Source organism: Bartonella sp. TS25HLJMH (genome assembly GCF_042193505.1).
Classification (GTDB): Bacteria; Pseudomonadota; Alphaproteobacteria; order Rhizobiales; family Rhizobiaceae; genus Bartonella; species Bartonella grahamii.
The window spans coordinates 97866-121686 of sequence record NZ_JBHILV010000003.1; the positions used below are offsets into that span (position 1 = coordinate 97866).

Annotated in this window: 18 protein-coding genes and 2 pseudogenes; 16 read left to right on the top strand and 4 right to left on the bottom strand. The window is 37.1% G+C overall.

Annotated features, from left to right (window positions below; all coding sequences use genetic code 11):
- Window positions 1–267 precede the first annotated feature (267 nt).
- Both ACFINF_RS02580 and ACFINF_RS02585 read right to left on the bottom strand, forming a co-directional pair.
- A complete protein-coding gene (locus tag ACFINF_RS02580) occupies window positions 268–1131 on the bottom strand; it encodes a prephenate dehydratase (protein ID WP_273787808.1) in 864 nt (287 codons plus the stop codon).
- Window positions 1128–1859 carry a 3-deoxy-manno-octulosonate cytidylyltransferase gene (locus tag ACFINF_RS02585; protein WP_375619546.1) on the bottom strand — a complete coding sequence of 244 codons (732 nt, stop codon included), beginning with the start codon at window positions 1857–1859 and terminating at the stop codon, window positions 1128–1130. Before ACFINF_RS02585 ends, ACFINF_RS02580 begins: the two co-directional genes overlap by 4 nt.
- Window positions 1860–1963: 104 nt before the next feature.
- Here ACFINF_RS02585 and ACFINF_RS02590 point away from each other — a divergent pair, with 104 nt between their 5' ends.
- Window positions 1964–2527, top strand: a complete 564-nt coding sequence (locus ACFINF_RS02590; protein WP_375619547.1) for a c-type cytochrome — start codon at window positions 1964–1966, stop codon at window positions 2525–2527.
- 875 nt (window positions 2528–3402) lie between these two features.
- Here ACFINF_RS02590 and ACFINF_RS02595 read toward each other — a convergent pair.
- Window positions 3403–4197, bottom strand: coding sequence for a molybdopterin-synthase adenylyltransferase MoeB (locus ACFINF_RS02595; RefSeq protein ID WP_375619548.1), 795 nt, complete (start codon window positions 4195–4197; stop codon window positions 3403–3405).
- A gap of 87 nt (window positions 4198–4284) precedes the next feature.
- Between ACFINF_RS02595 and gshB the strand changes: the two genes are divergently transcribed.
- The 11 genes from gshB (at window position 4285) to ACFINF_RS02650 (ending at window position 16870) form a co-directional block, all read left to right on the top strand.
- The gene (gshB, locus tag ACFINF_RS02600; protein WP_375619549.1) at window positions 4285–5223 is read left to right on the top strand and encodes a glutathione synthase; all 939 of its coding nucleotides are present in this window, start codon (window positions 4285–4287) and stop codon (window positions 5221–5223) included.
- 141 nt (window positions 5224–5364) lie between these two features.
- Window positions 5365–6411, top strand: a complete 1047-nt coding sequence (locus ACFINF_RS02605; RefSeq protein WP_375619550.1) for a PstS family phosphate ABC transporter substrate-binding protein — start codon at window positions 5365–5367, stop codon at window positions 6409–6411.
- A 75-nt stretch (window positions 6412–6486) separates the two neighbouring features.
- Window positions 6487–7947, top strand: a complete 1461-nt coding sequence (pstC, locus tag ACFINF_RS02610) for a phosphate ABC transporter permease subunit PstC (RefSeq protein ID WP_375619551.1) — start codon at window positions 6487–6489, stop codon at window positions 7945–7947.
- Window positions 7944–9233 (top strand): phosphate ABC transporter permease PstA, encoded by a 1290-nt coding sequence (gene pstA, locus ACFINF_RS02615; RefSeq protein WP_375619552.1) that lies wholly within the window; start codon window positions 7944–7946, stop codon window positions 9231–9233. Before pstC ends, pstA begins: the two co-directional genes overlap by 4 nt.
- A 51-nt stretch (window positions 9234–9284) precedes the next feature.
- Complete coding sequence (gene pstB, locus ACFINF_RS02620; RefSeq protein ID WP_375619553.1) at window positions 9285–10043, top strand: phosphate ABC transporter ATP-binding protein PstB; 759 nt, start codon at window positions 9285–9287, stop codon at window positions 10041–10043.
- A 21-nt stretch (window positions 10044–10064) separates the two neighbouring features.
- Window positions 10065–10787: a phosphate signaling complex protein PhoU gene (gene phoU, locus ACFINF_RS02625; RefSeq protein ID WP_375619554.1), complete on the top strand. Its 723-nt coding sequence runs from the start codon at window positions 10065–10067 to the stop codon at window positions 10785–10787.
- 587 nt (window positions 10788–11374) lie between these two features.
- A complete protein-coding gene (locus tag ACFINF_RS02630; protein ID WP_375619555.1) occupies window positions 11375–12211 on the top strand; it encodes a cell wall hydrolase in 837 nt (278 codons plus the stop codon).
- Window positions 12212–12390: 179 nt separating this feature from the next.
- Window positions 12391–13638, top strand: a complete 1248-nt coding sequence (locus ACFINF_RS02635) for an aminopeptidase (RefSeq protein ID WP_375619556.1) — start codon at window positions 12391–12393, stop codon at window positions 13636–13638.
- Window positions 13639–13903: 265 nt separating this feature from the next.
- On the top strand, window positions 13904–14779 hold the full coding sequence (mutM, locus tag ACFINF_RS02640; protein ID WP_375619557.1) for a bifunctional DNA-formamidopyrimidine glycosylase/DNA-(apurinic or apyrimidinic site) lyase: 876 nt from the start codon (window positions 13904–13906) through the stop codon (window positions 14777–14779).
- Window positions 14780–14862: 83 nt separating this feature from the next.
- Window positions 14863–16257, top strand: a complete 1395-nt coding sequence (locus tag ACFINF_RS02645; RefSeq protein WP_375619558.1) for a M20/M25/M40 family metallo-hydrolase — start codon at window positions 14863–14865, stop codon at window positions 16255–16257.
- Entirely contained in the window at window positions 16250–16870 is a 621-nt protein-coding gene (locus ACFINF_RS02650; RefSeq protein WP_375619559.1) for a ribonuclease H-like domain-containing protein, read from the top strand. The genes ACFINF_RS02645 and ACFINF_RS02650 overlap by 8 nt, the downstream gene beginning before the upstream one ends.
- A 249-nt stretch (window positions 16871–17119) precedes the next feature.
- Here ACFINF_RS02650 and ACFINF_RS02655 read toward each other — a convergent pair.
- Window positions 17120–17575 (bottom strand): annotated as a pseudogene (locus ACFINF_RS02655) (integrase); the annotation flags it as partial.
- Window positions 17576–18310: 735 nt separating this feature from the next.
- Here ACFINF_RS02655 and ACFINF_RS02660 point away from each other — a divergent pair.
- The 4 genes and pseudogenes from ACFINF_RS02660 (at window position 18311) to ACFINF_RS02675 (ending at window position 23730) form a co-directional block, all read left to right on the top strand.
- Complete coding sequence (locus ACFINF_RS02660; protein WP_375619560.1) at window positions 18311–18640, top strand: hypothetical protein; 330 nt, start codon at window positions 18311–18313, stop codon at window positions 18638–18640.
- Window positions 18641–20557: 1917 nt separating this feature from the next.
- Window positions 20558–21391: an outer membrane protein gene (locus ACFINF_RS02665; protein WP_375619561.1), complete on the top strand. Its 834-nt coding sequence runs from the start codon at window positions 20558–20560 to the stop codon at window positions 21389–21391.
- A 326-nt stretch (window positions 21392–21717) separates the two neighbouring features.
- Window positions 21718–22554 carry an outer membrane protein gene (locus ACFINF_RS02670; protein WP_375619562.1) on the top strand — a complete coding sequence of 279 codons (837 nt, stop codon included), beginning with the start codon at window positions 21718–21720 and terminating at the stop codon, window positions 22552–22554.
- Window positions 22555–22915: 361 nt separating this feature from the next.
- Window positions 22916–23730, top strand: a pseudogene (locus tag ACFINF_RS02675) (outer membrane protein).
- Window positions 23731–23821: the final 91 nt, after the last annotated feature.

Below are 23821 nucleotides of genomic sequence, written 5' to 3' on the forward strand. Positions count from 1 at the left end.
TAAAAATGAAAGTTCAAACTTAATGCTAAAAGCAGGGCTAAATTGCATTTTCTAGCTTTAAACCATGTTCAGAATGATATCAGTCTAAGAGATTTGAATGCTCTATTATGTATAATAATTTGAATTGTTTTGAGAGCTAAATTTTCTTCTTCAGTGTTTATGAAGGGTGTTGAGTAGAAAAAACAAGCTCTTCCAAGATGCGTTGCATCATGAAATTTTTACGATGCTATTTGATATCAGCAAAAAATGATGGCAGCTTAATTGCTTTTATATATACGATGTTCGATCGTTTTGTGCTGGATAAGTACCGATAATACGCAGTTCTGCAGAAAAGAAAGATAATTCTTCTAAGGCAAGTTTCATCATCGGGTCTTCAGGATGACCTTCAATATCAACAAAGAATTGTGTTGCATTGAAATTTCCACCAATTTGATAGCTTTCTAATTTTGTCATATTGATACCATTCGTTGCAAATCCTCCCATAGCTTTATAGAGAGCAGCTGGGACATTGCGCACTCGAAAAAGAAGACTGGTGATGATTTTTTCGCCATTTTTAGGCTTGGGGACATGTCGTTTGGAGCGTGAAAGAATGACAAAGCGGGTAATATTATGAGGGTTATCTTCAACATCCCTTTCTAGAATATCAAGTCCATAAAGTTCTGCTGCGATCAGAGGAGCTAAGGCAGCCTGTGAACGTTTAGCATTTTTTTTAATAAACTTTGCAGCTCCAGCAGTGTCTGTAGAAACAACAGGTTTCCACCCGTTGTTTCGTATGATTTTTCGGCATTGTGCAAGGGCATGCGTATGGCTGTGGACGGTTTTAATTTCGTCATATGTAACGCCGGGCAAAACCATTAATTGAAAATGGATAGGTAAAAAATATTCATCAATAATATAAAGAGATGATTGCGGTAAAAGATGATGAATGTCTGCAACGCGTCCCGCAAGAGTATTTTCAATAGGGATCATAGCAAGATCAGCTTTCCCACTTTCCACTAAATTAAGGGCGTCTTCAAAAGTAGCAGAGGGAACAGCATCCATATTGGGGAACATATTGGAGCAAGCAATATGGGAATTAGCGCCGTATTCTCCTTGGAAAGAAATTTTATTGGTTTTTTTAAGTATTTTCATGCTAAAATCTTACGTACTCTATCGAGATCACGTTGTGTGTCTACGCCTAAGGGAATCGTATCAACTATCTCCACATCGATGCGCATATTATGTTCTAATGCACGTAATTGTTCAAGTTTTTCACGTTGCTCGAGTGTAGAGGGTTTGAATGATATAAATTTCTCAAGTGCTTCGCGCCGATAAGCGTATATTCCAATATGATGATAAAGAGGACCATCTCCATAAGGTGCTGTGGTGCGCGTAAAATAAAGAGCACGAAGGCGATTTTGAGAAAGAGGTGTACCAATGATTTTGACGACATTGGGATCTATTTTTTCATTTTCTTCAATGATTCGAGCACCCAAGGTTGCAATATCAGTAAAGCTATTTTCTAAAGGGCGTAGCGCATGAATGATTTCACGAGGCATTATTGTTGGTAAGTCACCTTGTATATTTAAAATGGTATTGTAACGTTGTCCAGGATCAATACGCATTAAAGCTTCATAAATACGATCAGATCCAGACTTATGGTCACCTTGTGTTATGATACATTCATGCCCATAATCTGCAACAGCTTTAGCAATATCATTATGATCTGTTGCAACGATCGTACGCCCTATTGCAGCTTTTTTGGCTTGTTCTGCGACATGAACAATCATCGGCTTTCCGCCAATTTCAGCGAGAGCTTTTTGAGGAAGACGGGTTGAGCCTATACGAGCAGGAATAAGAATAATTGGTTCAAGAGCCATTGTAAGATTCCAAATGTCATCTGTGATGCATTTATGATGTTGTGTGTTATAAAGAAAAAGCTTAAACTAAACATGGTAATGAAACCGTGAACATTTGAGTTTTTATGAATCGCCCGAGATTTATTTATTTTATTTGTGCTTGTTTATGTGTGTTGGCCATTATTGTGGGGATTTCCATTCTTAGCAATATAGTTTACGATCATCCTACATCAATCCAATATTATCATACAGTTGCCAAGAATGATACATTTCAAGAAAAACAAAAAGCATCTGATGTTTCCCTATCACTAAATAGCCGTCTTCAACAAGGCAATTTTGAAAATGGCCGTAAACTTTTTCGCCAATGTGCCATATGCCATACTTCTGGACGCAATGAAGCAGGGCGTGTTGGTCCAGTTCTTTGGGAGATTGTTAACCGCCCTTTGGCATCAGCAGCAGGTTTTGCTTATTCACGGGCATTGCGTTCTCATTCTGATCAAAAATGGGATTTTATCACTTTGGATCGTTATTTACATTCTCCACGTGAAGTTTTTCCTGGGACCATTATGTCTTTTCGTGGAATTAAAAATGACCAAGATCGTGCTGATCTTTTGCTTTATTTACGTAGTTTATCCGACCATCCTGTTCCTTTACCAATGGATAATAATAAAGCGAACGAGCCAAATTAACTTATACCATAGATGTTAATTTTAGAAAGAAGTCTGATTTTTTGTAATTTTAGTTTCACGGTTTTATAAAAAGAGCTCTTATTGATGTTTTGTTAGGGGGAACGCCTCTCACACAAAACAGAGCGTATTTAACGTTACATATTTACTCGCTTGTTTTAAAGAGATCTTTTATAAAAATGCACTCTTTACGCTGTCATCTGCAGATTGGTTTTCAAGATTCTTTTGCTTCACTTTTTCTACATATGCTTGTCTGTGAAATTATTGTTGAAGGATTATTAATTCATGAGCCGCAGCTTTCTGCTTCTGAATGCAATAATTATATAATTAAAGCTCTCCATGAGGTTTATCTTAATCTTTCTATACACATTAATACCCACGTATTTTTCTTATGAACAGAGATAATTGATTATTCTTATACGTGCAATAATCCTAAGCTGCGTTTTATGATGCTTGATGAATAGCTGTTTTCTCTTGAGGTTAGAGGTGTAGGGACAGATCATTGAACTTTTATAGTATCGATAACTAAAATATGATTTAGATTATTTATTTATAGGTTATGGTTTGAAGTAAAAACTTTCATGTGAAACAATTTTTATGTGTGAATAGTAAAATAGTTGAATAGAGTTCTGCTGATTATACGTTTATCTACTTCGAAATTTTTTTACACAAGAATACTGATGGCAGCTTATAGACGATGACATGAAATTATGCTGATAATCCATTATAGAGAATTATTTTTTCACAAAAGGTCTTCCATATTTGTGATAAATTTAATCGTTTCCATTGGTTACAGTGTTTCGATGACTTATGATAAAACAGCAGTATTTCAATACATATTGCGAGAGAGCTAAAAATTAGTGCGGAAGGAGACATAATCATGCTTCCCCAAGCTTTTTAATAACTATGGCGTTTTCCTTATAATTTGAGCGTTTATAAGTAATAATATTAAATTGCGCTAATAATCCATTGTAGAGAAGAATTTTTCCCACTAAGGGTTCACCAATATTTGTGATCATTTTAATAACTTCCATTGCTTGTAGGGTCCCAATAACGCCAGGTAAAGCACCGATGATTCCAGTTTCAGCGCATGTTGGGATAGTCCCGTGAGCCGGAGGCGTGGGAAATAAATCGCGATAGTGAGGATTATTGTCTTTATATGGCATAAGGACGGTTAATGAGCCATTAAAACGTTCTACAGCACCACTTATTAAAGGTTTTTTGCATTGTGCAGCGTGATCAGCAAGAAGATAGCGTGTCGTAAAATTATCACTTCCATCAACAATGATGTGGTAGGCATTGAGCAGTTTATCCACATTACTTTTATCTAAGCGTAGGGTGTGTTTTTCAACTATAACATGAGGATTTATTGCTTTTATAGTTGTTTCAGCACTGTCTGTTTTTCTTTTTTTTATTGCATTTGTTTTATGAATAACTTGGCGTTGTAAATTGGAAAGTGAAACGATGTCGTTATCGACAATTCCAAGGGTTCCAACACCTGCTGCAGCCAAATAGGTTAAGACAGGAGCACCAAGACCACCAGCGCCCACAACAAGAACACGTGCTTTTTTTAGTTTTTGTTGCCCTGCACCACCAATCTCAGGCAAAATGATGTGGCGTGCATAGCGTTCGATTTCTTTGTTGTTTAATTGTGTATCTGTTTCTTGTGTCATAAATTTTCTCTTGTCATAGTTCTTTTATTGTTTACTAAGTTTATGGTGCATAGACCAGTCTGCTTTTAGGATAGGGAGGATTTATTTATGAAAATTGCCATTCAGATGGATCATATTTCAACGGTTCGGATTCAAGGAGATACGACATTTGCACTCGCTTTAGCAGCACAAGAACGTGGACACTCTCTTTTCCATTATACACCAGATCGTTTATCTCTGTGTGATGGTTGTGTGATTGCACGACTAGAGCCATTGATTGTGCATGATAAAGAGGGAAGCCACTATCAATTAGAAAAGCTTGTTCGCACGGAATTGACAGATATGGATGTGGTTCTTTTACGCCAAGATCCACCTTTTGATCTCAATTATATCACGACGACTCATCTGTTAGAACGTATTCATCCTAAAACACTCGTTGTAAATGATCCGGCATGGGTACGCAACAGTCCAGAAAAAATTTTTGTTACTGAATTTTCTGATCTGATGCCAGAAACATTAATTACCAAAGATATTGAAGAAATAACAGCTTTTAGAGAGACATTTGGCGATATTATTGTTAAACCACTTTATGGAAATGGGGGCGCTGGTGTTTTTTATTTAAAACAAGATGATCGCAATTTAGCATCATTGTTGGAAATGTTTGCAGAAATTTATCACGAACCTTTTATTGTTCAGCGCTATTTAGAGGCAGTACGAAAAGGAGATAAAAGGATTATTTTGCTTGATGGTACACCCGTTGGAGCTATTAATCGAATTCCGGCAAAAACAGATGTGCGATCTAATATGCATGTTGGAGGTCGCGCGGAAAATATTGAGTTAACAAAACGTGATTATGAGATTTGTGAACGCATTGGTCCAGCCTTAAAGGAACGTGGTCTTCTTTTTGTGGGGATTGATGTGATCGGAGATTATATAACAGAAATTAATGTGACGTCTCCTACAGGAATTTGTGAAATTAAACGCTTCTGCGGTACAGATGTTGCTCATTTGTTTTGGGATGTTATTGAGTTCAAGCGTTCAAATTAATTTATTTGACAGAGGACAAAAACATGCTTTTAAAAAATGATCCATGTTGTTTTTTATATTTGTTATGTTGTAAATGTGAACTAGAATGACCGTATGATACAAATTAAGAGGCTTTGTCCTCAATTTTTAGGGAGTTTATAGATGAGCAGAGTATTATCAATTGGAGTGGGATTGATTTTTGCGCTACTGCTGTCAGCAAATGGAGGCAATGCGCGCGATCAAATACAGATTACTGGTTCATCTACAGTTTTACCTTATCAAAAGATTGTTGCTGAGACATTTGGAGAAATTTATCCCCATTTTAAGGTTCCTGTTATCGAATCGGGTGGAACAGGAGCTGGTATTAAGGAATTCTGCCGTGGTGTTGGGGAGAACACCGTTGATATTGTTAATGCTTCGCGAGCAATGAAGCCGAGTGAATTACAGTTTTGTTTTGATTCTGGTGTAAAAGATGTTGAGGAAATACGTATTGGGTATGATGGTATTGTTTTTGCAACAGATATTAAGGGTCCTGATTGGAAATTAAAGCCAGTAGATGTTTATAAAGCTCTTGCTGCTCGAATTATTATAGACGGAAAGTTGCAACCGAATAATGTTTTGAAATGGAGTGCAGTTAATAGTGCTCTTCCTGATTGGACGATAGCAGCGTATATTCCTGGAGAGAAGCATGGGACGCGTGAAGTTTTTGAGGAAAAATTACTTACTGTTGGGTGTAAAGAGAGTGGGGCAGTTGAGGTGATGAAGTCTTTAGGAATGGATGATAAGGAGATACACACTGCTTGTATTGCGGTACGTAAGGATGGAAAAGCGGTTGATATTGATGGTGATTATTCTGAAACATTTGCGCGTCTAACTTCTAATAAAACAGGGGTCGGTATTTTTGGTTTGTCTTTTTATCAAAATAATGCTGATAGGCTAAAGGTTGCCGATATTAACGGTTTTGCGCCAACAGTTGAGACGATTTCTAGTGGACAATATCCAGTTTCTCGTCCGCTTTTTTTCTATATTAAGAAAGCACATTTAGATATTGTTTCAGGTTTACGGGAGTATGTTGACTTTTTTCTTTCTGATCAAATGATTGGTCCAGAGGGCCCTTTGGCTGAATATGGTTTGATTGTTTCTCCTGAAAAGGAGCGTCAAGCACAGCGTTCTGATTTTTCTACTGGTCGAGGAATGACATTGAAATAATTTGCAGGGAATAATTGGTTGGATTTCTGGGATAGGAAATTTAGGTGCTATTTTTTATAAAAACTGAAAGATAAAATGCGCATTTCCTTCATTATTTCGTTATTATTGATTTTTGGATTTTGTGGCTTTTGTATTTCTTATATGCGAGCACGCATTCTTGAATACAAACAGCATAAGATGCATTCTCGTGCGTATTATTATGGCTGGTGGACATTTTTGATTACTGTTATTCCAGCTTTTATTTTTTTAATTGTTTGGGATTCTGGGAGTACAATTTATTTAGAATATAATGCCTCTCGAGAGCTTGGGGCGTATAGTGCGCATGTAACAGAGTCTGTAAATCATGATCTACTTTGGGAGACACTTCGAAGTCTCGTCAAAATGATTCATCGCTTTGAGGGGAATCTTTCTACCGCTTCTTATAAGGAAGTGCAGGCACAGTTATTCGCGAAGGGATTGATTTTACCTAGTGAAACATCGGATGATGTGTTCAAAATAGCACAGTCGTGGGTATTCTCTTCTGAAAAGCTTAAGTTTATAGGTTATGGTTTCCTTTTTGCTATTGCATCTTTTGGTTTTGTCTGTGGAATGATGCAAATTGCGCCTCATCAGCGTGCGCGCAATAAGGTTGAATCTTTTATTATTATTGGATTAATTTGTGCATCTATTGTTGCAGTCTTGACAACAATAGCCATTGCGCTTTCGATGTTTTTTCAGACAGTAAGCTTTTTTCAGTCTGTATCCTTTTCCAATTTCTTTTTAGGAACAGTTTGGGATCCGCGTTTTTCCGCGAGCGGCTCAAGCGATGAAGTAGGACAATTTGGTTTAATACCGCTTCTTGCGGGTACGCTTTATATTGCATTTGTCGCCATGCTTTTTGCTGTACCTATAGGGCTATTTTCAGCTCTTTATATGGCTGAGTATGCTTCTGCGCGATTGCGAGCAATTGTAAAACCATTGTTGGAAGTTCTTGCTGGCATCCCAACCATTGTTTATGGTTTTTTTGCTTTGAAGGTTGTAGGACCATTTTTACGTGATCTCTCTGTTTCTCTCTCAGATGGGGTTGGATTTATTATGGCACAAAGTGTTTTGACCGCTGGAGTTGTGATGGGAATTATGTTGATACCTTTTGTTTCCTCTTTATCGGATGATGTTATTACGGCTGTTCCACGCATTTTACGTGAAGGTTCTTATGGTTTAGGTGCAACGCAATCTGAAACAATTAAAAAAGTTGTTATACCAGCAGCGCTTCCAGGGATTATGGGGGCCATTTTGTTAACGGCATCGCGTGCAATTGGAGAAACAATGATTGTGGTTTTGGCGGCAGGTGTTGCAGCAAACTTAACACTCAATCCTTTCGAAGCGATGACTACGATGACTGTTAAGATTGTTAATCAATTGACCGGTGATTTTGAGTTTAATTCTCCACAAACTCTGGTGGCTTTTGCCTTAGGGATGACGCTCTTTGTTATGACACTTTTGATGAATATTCTGGCTCTTTATATTGTGCGTAAATATCGGGAACAATATGAATGAATGAAGATTTTTCCCCTCGTCGCAATATTAGCCTCAAGCGTCGGTATTGGGCTGAACGTCGTTTTCGTGCCTATGGTTTGATTGCCATTTTTATTGGTTTGTTTTTTTTATTTACACTTTTATGGTCTATCATTAGTCAGGGTTATACAGCTTTTTTTCAAAGTGAAATGACATTGTCGATTTATTTGGATGAAAAGATCATTGATCCAAGTGGTCAACATAAAACAAAACCACGAGTGCTCATGACGGCGAATTATCCACTTCTTGTACGCAATGCTTTAGCAAAGAAACTTAATATAGATCAAAATGATCGAGCCTCTCTTCGAGAAGTTAACCGTATGTTTTCAAATGGTGTCCGCGTTCAGCTGCGTGAAATGGTAACAAAGAATCCACAATTGATTGGCACAATGCGAAAAGTTAAAGTTTTGGCATCTGCGGATATTGATTCTGCTTATAAGGGACAGATTGATCTGCGTGTAGCAGAAAAAAACCGTAAAGTTTCTAATAGACAAGTAGAATGGATAAAGCGTTTAGCGCATGATGGTACGCTTTATAAAACATTTAATATTGGTTTTTTTACATTTGGCGCTTCAAGTCGTCCTGAGACTGCGGGATTAGGTGTTGCGATCATTGGTTCTCTTTATATGATAGGCATTGTTTTATTAGTTTCACTTCCGATAGGCATAGCAACGGCTCTTTATTTGGAAGAATATGCACGCAAAAATAAATTTACAGATTTTATAGAGGTTAATATCAATAATCTTGCAGCTGTTCCTTCAATTGTGTTTGGTCTTTTAGGACTCTCTTTTTTTGTTAATTTTTTAGGATTACCACGTTCAGCCTCTTTTGTTGGTGGTCTTGTTTTAGCGCTCATGACTCTCCCCACGATTATTATTGCAACACGTTCCGCTCTGCGTGCTGTTCCTCTCTCTATTCGTGCAGCAGCTTTAGGACTGGGAGCATCAAAAACACAAATGATTTTTCATCATGTTGTTCCTTTAGCAGCGCCTGGTATTTTGACAGGCACAATTATTGGAGTCGCACAGGCTTTGGGTGAAACAGCGCCTTTGCTTTTGATTGGAATGGTTGCTTTTGTTGTCAATATTCCTACGACCCCCATGGATCCAGCAACGGCTTTGCCTGTTCAAATTTTTATGTGGGCGGGTGAAGCAGAGCGCGCTTTTGTTGAAAAGACGTCAGGTGCTATTATTGTATTAATGATTTTTCTTGCAACCATGAATATTTCTGCGGTTTTTTTACGTCGACGATTTGAACGCCGCCAGTAATTTTAATAAAATAACAGCTTTGATAAGATTTTTGTAAGGTGAATTTTTGTAATGAAGATTAAAATGCGAGGTCAGGATGTGAAGGTTTCTTATGGGGACAAAGAAGCACTCCACGGTATTACACTTGATATTCCTGAACATCAAGTAACAGCTTTGATTGGTCCATCAGGATGTGGAAAGTCGACTTTTTTGCGTTGTTTTAACCGTATGAATGATACGATTGAAGGCGCTAAAACAACCGGTCTTATTACCCTAGATGGGGAGAATATTTATGACCAGAGGATTGATGTTGTAGAATTGCGCGCCCGTGTTGGAATGGTTTTTCAAAAGCCCAGTCCTTTTCCAAAATCTATATTTGAGAATATTGCGTATGGTCCACGCATTCATGGTTTAGTTAAAACGCGCTCTGAATTGCATGATATAGTTGAAAAGAGTTTGAGGCAGGCAGGTTTGTTTGAAGAAGTAAAAGACCGTCTTCACGATCTTGGAACAAGTTTATCAGGGGGGCAACAACAGCGTTTATGTATTGCACGTGCTATTGCGGTTAGTCCTGAAGTTATTTTGATGGATGAGCCCTGCTCGGCTCTTGATCCCATTGCGACGGCACGGATTGAAGAGCTTATCGATGCGTTACGGCAAAATTATACAATTGTTATCGTAACGCATTCCATGCAACAGGCCGCACGTGTTTCTCAATATACGGCTATGTTTCATTTAGGGCATTTGGTAGAAGTTGGTGCGACTGAAATGATCTTCACCTCACCAAAAGAGCAACGGACGCAAGATTATATTACGGGGCGTTTTGGATAGGTGAATTGAGGAGTGTAAGATATGTCTATGAATCATACTGTCCGTTCTTATGATGCAGAACTAAAATATTTAAAAGCAAGGATTACAGAAATGGGGAGGCATGCAGAAAGGATGATTGAACATTCTGTCGCATCGGTTGTGTGTAGTGATCTTCAACTTGCAACGACAGTGATTGCCGATGATGTGTTTTTAGATGAAGCAGAACGTGACATTGATGAAAAAGCGGTTGCTATTATTTGCAAACGCCAACCGATGGCTGTTGATTTGCGTGAAATTATTGGAGCCATTCGTATTTCTTCTGATCTTGAGCGGATTGGGGATATGGCCAAAAACATTGCTAAAAGGACTGTTGCACTTTCAGAAATACGTCAATCTGCTTCTATTTATCATGGGCTTGAAACAATTACAGCTTTAGCACTCAATCAATTAAAAGAAGTCTTAAATGCTTATACGAGTCGCCTATTAGAGCGTGTTGACGCTGTGCGTGAGCGTGATAAGAAGATTGATGCTTTGTATACTTCTCTTTTTCGTGAACTTTTGACATATATGATGAAAGATATGCACAATATTACGGTTTGTACGCACTTGCTGTTTTGTTTAAAGAATATTGAACGAATTGGTGATCATGTTACTAATATTGCTGAAATGCTACATTATATCATAACGGGTTACCATATGTCTTCTGATCGTCCTCGCGATGACCTTACTTATAAGGTTGGGGTAGGTGAGAAGAAAATAGGTTAAAATTTTTCTTATATGTATAAAATAAGTTTGTAGATATATGAGTATTTTCTTACAGTGCAGCTATAGAAAGAATAAGATAGCCATATTATCGAAAAGTACAAAGAAACAACAAAGAGTTTTTTAGAAAAGCATGGCAGATTGCTAACTCTTGGTTTGACATATTTGTATATTGGATGGTATCATCACTCGTATTGTGGTCGGAGGGGAGTTTTCTAGGGGAATTTCCTTTCAGATCATTTTGTTAAAATTTTATATTAAAGGGGATATCTGTATTATTTTTTTCAATATCGATGCAAAGAGTTTTGGTATCCAAATTTTTTCGTATGTAGAAGAAGTAGATAGTGTTGCTTTATTGTAATTGAAACGTGTGGGTTATTATGGCCTATATTGGACCATGAAGAATAACAATATTGATCTGTGAATTAAGAGTTTTTTATTTTTTATTTTGCATAGATACTTTTTTATTACCTCCTGTATTAAAATTTTACTGAGTGGTAACAATTGGCTATGTACTTTATTGAGAGATACATTTAAAGCTCATTTCAAAATTTGAATAGCTCAGAGATTGTAGGAATGTGTTGCATAAGATGAAAAAAAATCGTTGGAATGTTTTTGTTACCTGTTGTGTAGCGCCGTTAGTTGTTGTGGGGTGTGCTTCAAATCGTTTAGATACTGGAAAAGTAAATAATAATAAGACAAAAACAGTTACGTATCCATTGACAGAGCGTCAATGTCTTATGCGAGCGATGTATTTTGAATCAAATCGCACAAGCCGTGAAGGAATGATTGCCGTTGGGACGGTTGTTATGAATCGTGTTAATTCAACCGCCTATCCTAAGACGATTTGTGGTGTTGTTGGTCAACATAAGCAGTTTGCTCCTGGTGTTTTAACGCGTCCTATGACGGAGAAAGCATCTGTTGCTCGTGTAAGAGAGGCAGCTGATGCTGTTTTACGGGGTGAACGAGATAAGAAAGTTAAACACGCTAAGTTTTTTCATACCGCTGGTTTGTCTTTTCCGTATAAAAACATGCATTATGTTCAGGTTGCAGGGGGAAATGCTTTTTATGAAAAACGATCACGTGATGGGGAACTCCAAGTTCCTACAAATAATCGCCCTTATGATGTTGCTTATGCTTTTGCTCAAGAACGTTCTGGTCATGCGCCAAGCTTTATAGATGAAGGCACACAAAGTAGGGGAGCAAAGGTAGAGAAAAGTGCATCTCCTTCGACAGAAGTAGCACAGTCCAAAACGGCACATCCTGCGCATTTTGCTATGGTACGGCTTGATAAAGTTCCTATTCCTGCCTATGCACCTCAACATCTAGCTAGAAAAGAAGAAAATAAAACGATTATGGCTTTGCCTTCATCAGATCAGTTAAATGCAATTGTTGCGATGTTAGAAAAACGACACAGAAATTGGTAAGTTTTTTACGACCAGAGAAGGGTTATACCCCCATCATTGCGGTTTATGAATTAAGTGAACCTTTAGCGATAATGACATGCATAGATATACGTCAGAGAAAGTGAATTCAAAGGATCTAAAAAACAATTTATAATATGACGACGTAAAGAGCACATTTTATTTAAAGAAGGGTATTGGTAATGTACTTTGATATTCATGAGACAATTTCGCCTGAAATGCTTAATCGTCTTGCAGAAATTACAGTAAAAGTGGGGTTGAATTTACAAGAGGGGCAGGATCTTGTTTTGACTGCTCCAGTTTCAGCATTACCTTTTGTTCGGCGTATTGCATATCATGCTTATAAGGTTGGTGCTGGTGTCATTACACCAATTTTTAGTGATGATATGTTATCGCTTACACGTTTTGAAAATGCCCATACAGCTAGTTTTGATTGTGCCCCTTCTTGGCTTTATGAGGGAATGGCGAAGGCTTTTGAAAATGGGGCAGCGCGTTTAGCAATTGTTGGTGATAATCCTTTGCTCCTTTCCAATCAAGATTTTGATAAGGTTGCGCGTTTGAATAAGGCGACTTCACTAGCTTACCAGCCTGCTCTCAAAAAAATATCGAATTTTTCTATAAATTGGTCAATTGTTGCTTATCCAACAGCAGGATGGGCTGAGGCAATGTTTCCTTCTTTACCACTTAATGAGGCGATTAAAAAATTAGCCGATGCAATTTTTTCTGCTTCACGTGTTACAGAAGAAGATCCAGTACATGCGTGGGTTGTCCATAACGAGAATTTAAAGAAACGATCATCTTGGCTTAATGAGCAGCGTTTTTCTGCCTTACACTTTACAGGACCAGGGACTGATTTAACTGTTGGTTTGGCAGATGATCATGAATGGCATGGTGGTGCATCCGTTGCTCAAAATGGTGTTATTTGCAATCCGAATATTCCGACAGAAGAAGTTTTCACGACTCCTCATGCTCATAAGGTTGAAGGTTTTGTTCGTTCGACGAAACCACTTTCCTATCAAGGAACACTGGTTGATAATATTGAAGTACGTTTTGAAGCAGGGCGTATTGTTGAGTCTCGTGCATCAACGGGTCAGGAAGTTTTGCAACAGGTTTTGCAAAGTGATGAGGGTGCAAGCCGATTGGGCGAAGTTGCTCTTGTGCCCCATTCTTCACCAATTTCTAAGAGTGACCTCCTTTTTTATAATACCTTATTTGATGAAAATGCTGCATGTCATATTGCTTTAGGGCAATGTTATTCCAAATGCTTTTTAGATGGGGCATCTTTGACGTCAGAAGAGATTGCAGCACGTGGTGGTAATAAAAGTGTCATTCATATTGACTGGATGATTGGTTCTGGCGAAATTGATATAGATGGCATTACCCAAGATGGTGTAAGAGTTCCTGTGTTTCGTAAGGGTGAATGGGCTTAATCCTGTTATGCCGCATTTGAGGTGGGGTGTAAGCCTCATTGATACGTTAAGTATTTTAGAATGTCTGGTGAATATTCAAGGTAGGGCTTGGCTATAAAGTCTTTAGTTAAGTGAATCACATGAGTAGGAAGCCAAGGAAAATCTACTCATCAAAAATTTGTTTCTTATAGAGCAGATGTAGAGGAAACCTTCGTTCTTTGAGGGGGAAAAGAAGTCAATTTATTGGTGATACAATTGAAAAGTGTATAATTATTAAAGAAGAGAGATGCCGGAACTTCCTGAAGTAGAGACAGTTCGTCGTGGACTAGAGTCTGTTGTAACTGATGCAAAGATAGTATCTGTCAGACTTAATCGTAGAGATTTGCGCTTTCCTTTTCCTGAGGCTTTTTCTGAGCGCCTTATTGGCAGAACAATTATAGAACTTGGTCGGCGTGCGAAATATTTATTATTTCATCTTTCTCAGGATGAAACGATTTTAAGCCATTTAGGAATGTCTGGTTCATGGCGTATAGAGAATGATCTTTTAAGAACAGTTTTTTCAACGACAAGTAAATTGGTTAAGCATGATCATTTTGCCATGGATATTCAAACAAGGGATGGTGAAGTTTATCATCTTATTTATAATGATGTGCGTCGCTTTGGATTTATGCTTTTAGTTAATACGGACAAGCTTTATGAACATCCACTTTTAAATAAGCTAGGGCTTGAACCTATGAGTAATTCGTTTTCTGGTCGTTATTTACAAAAGGCTTTTGTTAATAAAAAAATGTCTCTCAAGAGCGTTTTACTTGATCAGTCTATTGTTGCAGGTCTTGGGAATATTTATGTTTGTGAAGCACTTTGGCGGAGTCGTTTGTCTCCACAACGTAGTGCATTTACATTGGCATCAAAAACGGCACGTGCATGTGAATTTGCAGATTCTTTAGCACAAAATATACGCAATGTGATTTCTGAAGCCATTTTGTCTGGTGGCTCTTCTTTACGTGATTATATGCATATAGATGGTTCACTTGGTTATTTTCAACATGCTTTTTCAGTGTATGGACGAGAAGGCAAGCAATGTTTAGAATGTGGAACGCCTATTGTGCGTATTTTACAGGCTGGACGTTCAAGTTTTTACTGCTCACAATGCCAAAAATGAATAAGGTGTCTTGCAAAATCTTACAAGAGGCTTAAAGTCATCGTATCTATAATATAATTACACAAGGCTTGAAAGGTTTTTTTATGCTGAATAAAGTACTAACACATCTTGATGGAAATATAGAAAAGAGCCTTGAACGCCTTTTTTCTCTTTTACGTTTTCAATCGATTTCTACAGACTCGGCTTACAAGGATGCATGTCGTAAAGCAGCTGATTGGTTAGTAGAGGATTTAAAAAGCATTGGTTTTGAGGCTTCACGCCGTGATACACCGGGGCATCCAATGGTTGTTGGGCATCATCCAGGACCTTCTGATGATTGTTTGCATGTGTTGTTTTACGGACATTATGATGTTCAACCTGTTGATCCATTGAGTTTGTGGGAGGATGATCCATTTACACCTTCTTTAAAAGAGAGAGATGGAGAGAAAGTTATTTGTGCTCGTGGAGCTTCAGATGACAAAGGTCAGTTGATGACTTTTATTGAAGCATGTCGTGCATTTAAGAAAGAAACAGGGAATCTTCCTGTTAAAGTTACTATTTTATGTGAAGGTGAGGAAGAATGTGCTTCTCCTTCCCTTATTCCTTTTTTAAAAGAGAATAAAGATGAACTTAAGGCAGATTATGCATTGGTTTGTGATACGTCGATGTGGGATGCGGATACACCATCTATTGCTCTTTCTCTTCGGGGAATTATGGCAGAAGAGATTATTATTACAGCAGCGAATCGTGATTTGCATTCTGGTTATTTTGGAGGAGTAGCAGCTAATCCCATTCATATTTTAACGAAAATCTTAGCAGGACTTCATGATGAAGATAATAAGGTAACACTTCCTGGTTTTTATGATGGCGTAGAAGAAACACCTCCAAAGATTTTGCAGTCATGGAATGAACTTAATTGTACTGCTGGAAATTTTCTTGGTCCTATAGGGCTTTCCATTCCTGTTGGTGAAAAAGGGCGGAGCATTTTGGAACTTGTATGGGCACGTCCTACCATGGAAATTAATGGTATTAGCGGCGGCTATGAAGGGGAGGGGATGAAAACAGTTATTGCTTCTCAAGCGAGTGCAAAAGTATCTTGTCGTTTGGTGCATAAGCAAGATCCAGAGAAAATACGCCAAGCGTTGCGTGATTATGTACGTAGCTCAATTCCGGCTGATTGTAAGGTTGAATTTAAGAATCACGGTTCTTCTCCTGCACTTCAGATTTCTGATGATTCATCTTTTATCAAGGAGGCGAAGGATGCCTTATCACAAGAGTGGGAAGTGCCTGCTGTCTTGACAGCCATGGGGGGCTCGATCCCAATTGTAGCAGATTTTCGGTCAATTCTTGGTATGGAAACTCTTTTGGTTGGTTTTGGACTGGCTGATGACCGTATTCATTCGCCTAACGAAAAGTATAATTTAAAATCATTTCATAAAGGGCAGCGGTCTTGGGCGCGTATTCTTGCAGCTTTCGCAAATAGGAGGGTAAATGGCTGAGATTCGTGTTCATCAAGGTGATTTACCAAACTTAGATAATTATCAAATTGATACTGTTGCGATTGATACTGAGACTTTAGGATTACAACCCCATCGTGATCGTTTATGCGTTGTTCAGCTTTCTTCTGGAGATGGTACTGCCGATATTATACAAATTGCTAAAGGACAAAAGAGTGCACCAAATTTGATGAAATTGCTTGAGGATAATGCAGTCACCAAGATATTCCATTTTGGACGTTTTGATCTTGCTATTTTAGCGCATACATTTGGTGTTATGCCAGAGCCTATTTTTTGTACAAAGATTGCTTCGAAACTTACGCGTACTTATACGGATCGTCATGGCTTGAAAGAAATTTGTAATGAATTGCTGAATGTGAATATTTCTAAACAGCAACAATCTTCGGATTGGGCGGCAGAAACGTTATCACAGGCACAAATTGAATATGCTGCGTCGGATGTGTTATATTTGCATCGTTTAAAGGTTATATTTGAAGAACGTTTAAGACGTGAAGAGCGAGAAAATGTTGCCAAGGCATGTTTTCAATTTTTGCCTATGAGAGCTAGGCTTGATCTTTTAGGATGGGCGGAAGTTGATATTTTTGCGCATAGCTAACTTTAAAATTGGCTTTTAAATGGCATTAATTATTGATATGAGAGGACAAAATGCTTGTACATTATGGGCATTTATCCTCTCATCTTTTCTGATAATAGTTATAATAAATTCTTAAGTGCTATTTCATTTGAAGTTTAGGTAATCAAAGCACTTTTACTAATTCATATTTTTTATTTTTGTAACAGCTTTTATTTGAAAAAAAGCAATTTTGAGGAGAGTTTGGAAACATATGGTAGGTTGGAAGACTTAAATCTCTGAAACCGGTACACAGCCTAATTGGGGGAGAATATGAAGGCGTAAATATAAAAACCAAATCTCATCTTTACCATCATTTTTAATTCTGCTTTACGACTTTCAAAAGTATCTAAAGCGGTGTCTGTTCAATAATAGAGATTACGCATTGCCTCACGCTTTTGTTTCTCACGTTTTTAATGGATTTACGTTTTTCATGTAAAACAGAACGCTCTAAACGGAATATATTTGTGTTGCTAATGTCATGTGCTTTTTTTAGAAGAAATCGGCACCCAAGCCCATGTCACGGCGGCGCTTATGAGTGGTATAAAGATAAAGTCCCAAAATATGATATAAAATTCGTTGAGCACTTCCATCTTTACGCTTATGGAGTAACAAGCCGCTACCATCACACAATTTGCCAGCTCCCAATATTGTGGTCCCTTGGCACTTAAGACGGTTTATAAGAGGCATTTTTAGTCTTTTTTTAGTGTTTTTTGTTTATACGCCTCTCCCCACTTGTAACATGCAATCAAATGGTTTTGATAGATTCAACATAAAAAAGATTTGGATGAGAGAATCTTACGGTATTCAGGTTTTTTATTCAATATGAATAACGCAAAATTATCATTATAAATCAATATATTATATGATTAATGTATACAGATAACTACGATTGTATTGAACAATGCAAAGAGCAACTCCTAGAAAAGTGTGCTAGAAGCAAGTCAGCAAGAGCGCTTTTTACTAAGTCAAAATGTTGCAATAGCTTTTGCATTTAAACAGATTCGTGAGAATCTCCCTGTTTTCAAGAGTTTTATCCACATACAAACTTCATTTATGATGTGGAAGCGAATAAATTTGCTTAATGTATAATGAACAAGTTTGGAATGAGAGAATATTCTGATATTTGAGGAGCTCATTTTGTGTGAGGAAATAATAAATTATATTTATAAATCAATATGTTGATGTGATATTCGTATAGTTTATTATTTTCAGACGATATTTCGTGCCTTTGTTTATTACTCAATAAGTGATTTCTATGTTGGCAGAGCAGGGCAATTTGCTTTTATTTTAAAATCAAAAGGCTCCAAAGCTTTATTTTTAAGGACTTTCACTTTTTATCTATAAACATATTATTTTTCTCTAGAAATTTGCAACGAAGGCACTAGGTAAAATCCATTATGGATATTTGATGAGGTTAAATTTATGAACATAAAATATTTTATTACAGCTTTTGCTACTTTTGCTTCAATCTCTATCGCTCAGGGTGCGAGTTTTTTAGCATCTCAAAACCTTATACAGAGAGCATTTTCGGCTGTTCCTCCAATAGATCTTTTTTCTGGTGAACAGCTTCGCAAGGTTTTATCTGAAGTTTTTCAAATAGAACTTTCTTGCACGGATAACAGCGAATTCATAACATCAGCTAAGTTAGTACCTGTGTCACATTCTGGTAAAAAAAGAGGATATAATCATAAAAAAGGACCAGGGAAAGGAGGACGACCAAACCTATTTAGACGAGGTCCAATGAGTTTTTAAAAAGTGAGAAAACAATATTGAGAGGTGTAACGTATGCTCGAAAAATGAAGAAAGGAGATATTATCACTTGAAAAAAGGGGGGGAGTTATTTGTTTAAAGGGTGTTATGATTGTGCACGATGAGAATGAAGAGTACTGTTCGGAAAAGACATGAGAAGGGAGATTTCAGGGAACGAATAACACTGTATAATAGCAATCAGTCATTACAAAATTCATGGGTTTAGATGAATATAGCCTAGAGATTCTGCGTTATTTTCTTATGCCGTAAATATCGTCATTTTAAGTGTGATTATATAAGGCATGTAGAACGCCTTGATCAGTGTTTTTAGAGTACGTGGTGGGATTAGTGAAGGACTTGTCTATAAAACCCCTGGTAAAATGAATTACATGAATGGGAAGCTAAATGAAATCTACTCGACAAAAATCTGGACTATTTGCAGACAGGGCCTGATAGAAAGCTTTATCCAAATCGATGAGAAAACAAAGTATTTATTTTAATGTTAAACTTTTGATCTTGGTGTGTTTCAAAGAATAAAACGCCATTGAGTTGCATACTTACGTGCGCTTGTTTTAAAGAAACATTTCTCAATGCTCCCAAGCCTATTTCGCGACGCTATCTATGAAGGGTATAATGGCAAACCCTGACTACCACCATCTTTATACTTATTTATACTTATGAAGGGGACAAGACGGCATTCATCACACACTTTGCTAGCTCTCAATGCTGTGACAGCCTCTGGTATGTGAGACGATTCATAAGAGGCGTTTTTAGTCCTTTCTTGTACAGTTTTTATCCACACGGCTTTTCCTGCTTGTAACATGCAATCAAATGGTTTTGAGTAATTGCAACATGCGACCGGTTTGGAATGAGAGAATCTTACGATATTCGGATTTCTTATTTAATATGCGAAATGATGAATTATATTTATAATCAATCCATTATTTGACTTAGATTTAAAAATACTTTTATTTGTCTATGATTCAATATCAGATATTTTTTGCCAAATTGTTTGCTCAATTAATGACTTTCAAAGCAAAGTTTGGTGTGAGCACTTTAAGAAAGATCTCTCATCTTTTTTGCTTTAGGGAGAGTTTTAATATAGATTTCAGTATTTGTCATACCAGTTGCCTGTCTTGAGGTGTTTTTTACAGTTTCGTTTATAAATTCGTTTATAAAAGAGTATGAAATAGATAGCCTAAAAATAAGACTGAAACTCTGAAAAAGACTTTCTATGAGGTTGAGATAAGCAAAAAATGGTAAATATTTAAAAACAATAAATGCCTAAAGTAAAAACAAAGAGCAGGCAAGTTGCATATGATCTTGTTTCAATCCGTGGATTATTGGAAGAATTGTTTATGTGCGATACAAGTTTATTTGTAATATAAACATTCTTTTTATGAAAAAAAACAAATATATAACTTTCACATTTTGTCATGCTAAGGATGAAGGTAAAAACGTTATTTGTATAAATTTAAATAGAACGATTGTATTTGACTGTTCTTGATATTGAAAACATTCATAAGTGACCTTTTTAGTTTTTTAACGGTTTCACATACTTGCTCGTTTGTAATGTATAGAGGGACGATTTTTGTTGCTTGAATATACAATGGTTTAAGATGAAAGCATTTAAATTTAATATAAAAGGATAATCTTGTCATTAGACAAGAGCACATGCTTTTCACGGTGATAACGCAGATATTTTTGAAAAATTTATAAAGAAGAGCAAATATAACGAGAGACAATCATTTGTGTATTGGCATAGTTCAATTCTTATTTATTAAGAGATCAAGCAATTCAGGATGCTTTCATTGGCTTTTTATTTTTTTATGAGTGTATCATTTTTGCTACAGATATCTGAAGTTTGGGCTCTATATGAAATGATGTGTTCAAATAAATATTCAGCTATGGAGAGAAAATATGAATATGAAATGGTTAATAACAGCTTCTGCTTTCGCTTTTGTTTCAGTTTCAGCGGCGCAAGCAGCAGATGTTATTGTTCCCCCAAGTCCAACACCTGTTGCTCCCGTTATTGTTGCTCCAACTTTTTCTTGGACAGGTTTCTACCTTGGTGGGCAACTTGGTGGTTTTTCGGGTAAAACGAAAATGGATATTCTTGCTAAAGGGCAAAAGATTCCGGTAGATGACGATTATTTGCCTAAACTATCTGGTTTCATGGGTGGTCTTTACGCAGGTTCCAATATTGATCTCGGCAATGGCCTTATTCTAGGTGTTGATACAGATATCATGTGGTCTAATAAAGATGACACGAAGACAGGAAACACATATGTTATTCTTCCAAATCACATAAATTATATTAAGAAGATATTAACAGAATCTGGAATTAGTATTGGTAAAGATGCGCTTGAAGCTGGTGCTAAACGGACCCACAGTTTCACTTTTAAAGAAAAGTGGGCTGGTGCGACACGTGTACGTATTGGTTTTGCAGCTGAACGCATTATGCCTTATGTTGCTGGTGGTATCGCTTATACACAGCTTCAAGATAGTGCATCGATTTCAATAACAGGCAAAGATTCAGATAAAGTAATAGCTTCTGGTACCTTGTCTGATGAAACAAAGACCCTTGTTGGTTACACTCTGGGTGCTGGTGTTGATTTAGCAATGACCAATAACGTTATTGTTCGTGCGGAATATCGTTACTCTGATTTTGGTAAAAAGAAGTTCTCAAATGATAAATATGAGACATCTTACAAAACCAATGATTTCCGAGTTGGTGTTGCTTACAAATTTTAACAGATGATAAGTTAAATAACAGAGGCGCTGTCTTTAACAGCGCCTCTGTTATTCTCTGTTGCTATATTATCACACAATACATAATTTATTGTGGATGTGGAAAGATATTATTCAGATTTTCTTAAAAAAATCATAAACAATAATTACATTTAAGATCAATAAGTTATTTATATATACAGTTTGTAATTTCTCGTACAAAACAAAGCTATGAAGCGATTTTGTCTGGGATGTGCCCTCCATTTTCTGTGACTGTATCATTTTTACTACAGCTTTTCTTTCTGTAATCTTGTAGCACTGTGCTCATAAATAAATTAGGAGCAAAGTTTATGAATATAAAATCTTTAGTAACAACTTCTGTTATCGCTATGGCAGCAGCTTCTGCAGCACAAGCTGCTGATGTTGTCATCCCTCGTGAAACAGCCCCAGCAGTCATCTCAGCAGCCCCTGCCTATTCTTGGACAGGTTTTTATCTTGGTGCTCAGATTGGTGGTCGTTCAATGAAATCTGACAAAGGTTCTAGCACTTTAGGTTGGCACGATCTTAAGCTTTCCGGTATGCTCGGTGGCCTATACACAGGTTACAATGTTGATCTCGGCAATGGTGTGATCTTCGGCTTGGATACAGATGTCACTTTTATTGGTAAAAAAGACACAATTGATTACGGTACATGGGATGTTGAAACAGCAGTTACTAAAACTGCTGAAGAGATTAATAAAATCCTTACAGAAGCTAAGATCCCACTGAAAGATGGTTTACAAGTTAAAAAATTCGATAAATACACCGAAAGTGTTACTATGAAAGAAAAGTGGTCTGGAGCTACACGCGTTCGCATAGGTTTTGCTACTGATCGTATCATGCCTTATATCGCTGGTGGTGTTGCTTATACGCAGATGCAAGGCATCTCCGCAATTGAAGTGAAAAAAGCTGGTGATGCTGGTGATGATGCTAATAAGGTTATTGCTTCTGGTAACGTACATGATGAAACAAAGACCCTTGTTGGTTTCACCCTTGGTGCTGGTGTTGACTTCGCAATGACAGACAATGTTCTGTTGCGTGCAGAATACCGTTACTCAGACTACGGTAAAAAGAAATACTTTAAAGACACAGCTGAACTTCAATACAAAACCAATGATTTCCGTGTTGGTGTAGCTTATAAATTCTAATTTCGTTAACAACGAAATAAACTTCCAAGAGGCTCTGTCAAAGACAGAGCCTCTATTATTTTCTGTTGTTATATTATTACTCACTCCATATTTATTGGAGATATAAAAATATTTTCATAAACGACAGACAAGAATTACATTCAAAATCGATAAGTTAACTTATGAATTCTCGTACGGAATGAAGTTAATAACGTTGTAAAGTCATGCAGCGATTTTGTTTTGAGTGCATCCTCCATTTTCTATGACTGTATTATTTTTTACTACAGCTTTTCTTTATGTAATCTTGTAGCATTATCCTCTAAATAAATGAGGCGCAAAGTTTACGAATATAAAATCTTTAGTCAAAACGTCTATTATCGCTATGGCAGCAGCTTCTGTGGCACAATCTTCTGATGTTATCATTCCTCGTGAAACAGTCTCAGCAGTTATCACAGCCCTTTCGTTTTCTTGGATAGATTTTTATCTCGGTGGTCAAGTTGGCAACTTTTCAAGTCAAAGTTGATGTATTTGATTTAGAGACAAAAGAAAAAACTTTAGATAAAGATGGACTACCTAAGCTTTGAGGTTTCATCGGTGGTATTTATTTAGGCTCCAACATAGATCTTGGAAATGTCCTCAATTCTAGGTGTTGAAACCGATGCAGTCTGGATAGACCGAGGAGAGACGAAGACGGTCTCAAAGATTCTTGCGATTGATGAATTTGATGATTTTAATGATGAATTTGAAGATGATGGTGTTGCATTGGTGGTGTTACATTGGATTAAAATGAAAAGTTTCAAAAGGGTGACACAGCAGTGTGTCGCATTGGTTTTAAAGCAAAAAGGTCTGGTGCAACACGGGTTCGTGTTGGTTTTTCCGTCGTTGACTGCGTTATGCCTTATGTTGCCGATGGTATTGCCTATGCGCAAATACAAGGTGTCGATAAAGTTTCAGAAACAAAAAAGTCAGCAAAATGGTAAATCAAGTAAAGCAGTTTCTGCTACGATATTTGATAAAACAAAAACGATGGTGGGTTTCACCCTTGGTGGTGGTATAGATTTCGTTATGACAGATCATATTCTGCTTCGTGCGGAATACTGCTACTCAGACTTTGGTAAGAAGGAATTTAAAAAGGGTTACCTTAAACTAGGCTACAAAACCAATGACTTTCATGTAGGTGTAGCTTACAAGTTCTAATTTCATCAAAAGTGCGATTATGAATAAAAAGTATTAATAAAAAATTAAATTTTCAAGAGATCTTGACTTTGACAAAACTGCTGTTTTCTGG

Excerpts from the sequence above, each read along its gene's own strand:
- pstA (WP_375619552.1), top strand. The coding sequence starts at position 7,944 with ATGAATGAAGATTTTTCCCCTCGTCGCAATATTAGCCTCAAGCGTCGG.
- ACFINF_RS02650 (WP_375619559.1), top strand. The coding sequence starts at position 16,250 with ATGGCTGAGATTCGTGTTCATCAAGGTGATTTACCAAACTTAGATAAT.
- ACFINF_RS02595 (WP_375619548.1), bottom strand. The coding sequence starts at position 4,197 with ATGACACAAGAAACAGATACACAATTAAACAACAAAGAAATCGAACGC.
- ACFINF_RS02630 (WP_375619555.1), top strand. The coding sequence starts at position 11,375 with ATGAAAAAAAATCGTTGGAATGTTTTTGTTACCTGTTGTGTAGCGCCG.
- pstB (WP_375619553.1), top strand. The coding sequence starts at position 9,285 with ATGAAGATTAAAATGCGAGGTCAGGATGTGAAGGTTTCTTATGGGGAC.
- ACFINF_RS02645 (WP_375619558.1), top strand. The coding sequence starts at position 14,863 with ATGCTGAATAAAGTACTAACACATCTTGATGGAAATATAGAAAAGAGC.
- ACFINF_RS02660 (WP_375619560.1), top strand. The coding sequence starts at position 18,311 with ATGAACATAAAATATTTTATTACAGCTTTTGCTACTTTTGCTTCAATC.
- ACFINF_RS02590 (WP_375619547.1), top strand. The coding sequence starts at position 1,964 with ATGAATCGCCCGAGATTTATTTATTTTATTTGTGCTTGTTTATGTGTG.
- ACFINF_RS02665 (WP_375619561.1), top strand. The coding sequence starts at position 20,558 with ATGAATATGAAATGGTTAATAACAGCTTCTGCTTTCGCTTTTGTTTCA.
- mutM (WP_375619557.1), top strand. The coding sequence starts at position 13,904 with ATGCCGGAACTTCCTGAAGTAGAGACAGTTCGTCGTGGACTAGAGTCT.
- ACFINF_RS02635 (WP_375619556.1), top strand. The coding sequence starts at position 12,391 with ATGTACTTTGATATTCATGAGACAATTTCGCCTGAAATGCTTAATCGT.
- ACFINF_RS02670 (WP_375619562.1), top strand. The coding sequence starts at position 21,718 with ATGAATATAAAATCTTTAGTAACAACTTCTGTTATCGCTATGGCAGCA.
- ACFINF_RS02580 (WP_273787808.1), bottom strand. The coding sequence starts at position 1,131 with ATGAAAATACTTAAAAAAACCAATAAAATTTCTTTCCAAGGAGAATAC.
- gshB (WP_375619549.1), top strand. The coding sequence starts at position 4,285 with ATGAAAATTGCCATTCAGATGGATCATATTTCAACGGTTCGGATTCAA.
- phoU (WP_375619554.1), top strand. The coding sequence starts at position 10,065 with ATGTCTATGAATCATACTGTCCGTTCTTATGATGCAGAACTAAAATAT.
- ACFINF_RS02605 (WP_375619550.1), top strand. The coding sequence starts at position 5,365 with ATGAGCAGAGTATTATCAATTGGAGTGGGATTGATTTTTGCGCTACTG.
- pstC (WP_375619551.1), top strand. The coding sequence starts at position 6,487 with ATGCGCATTTCCTTCATTATTTCGTTATTATTGATTTTTGGATTTTGT.
- ACFINF_RS02585 (WP_375619546.1), bottom strand. The coding sequence starts at position 1,859 with ATGGCTCTTGAACCAATTATTCTTATTCCTGCTCGTATAGGCTCAACC.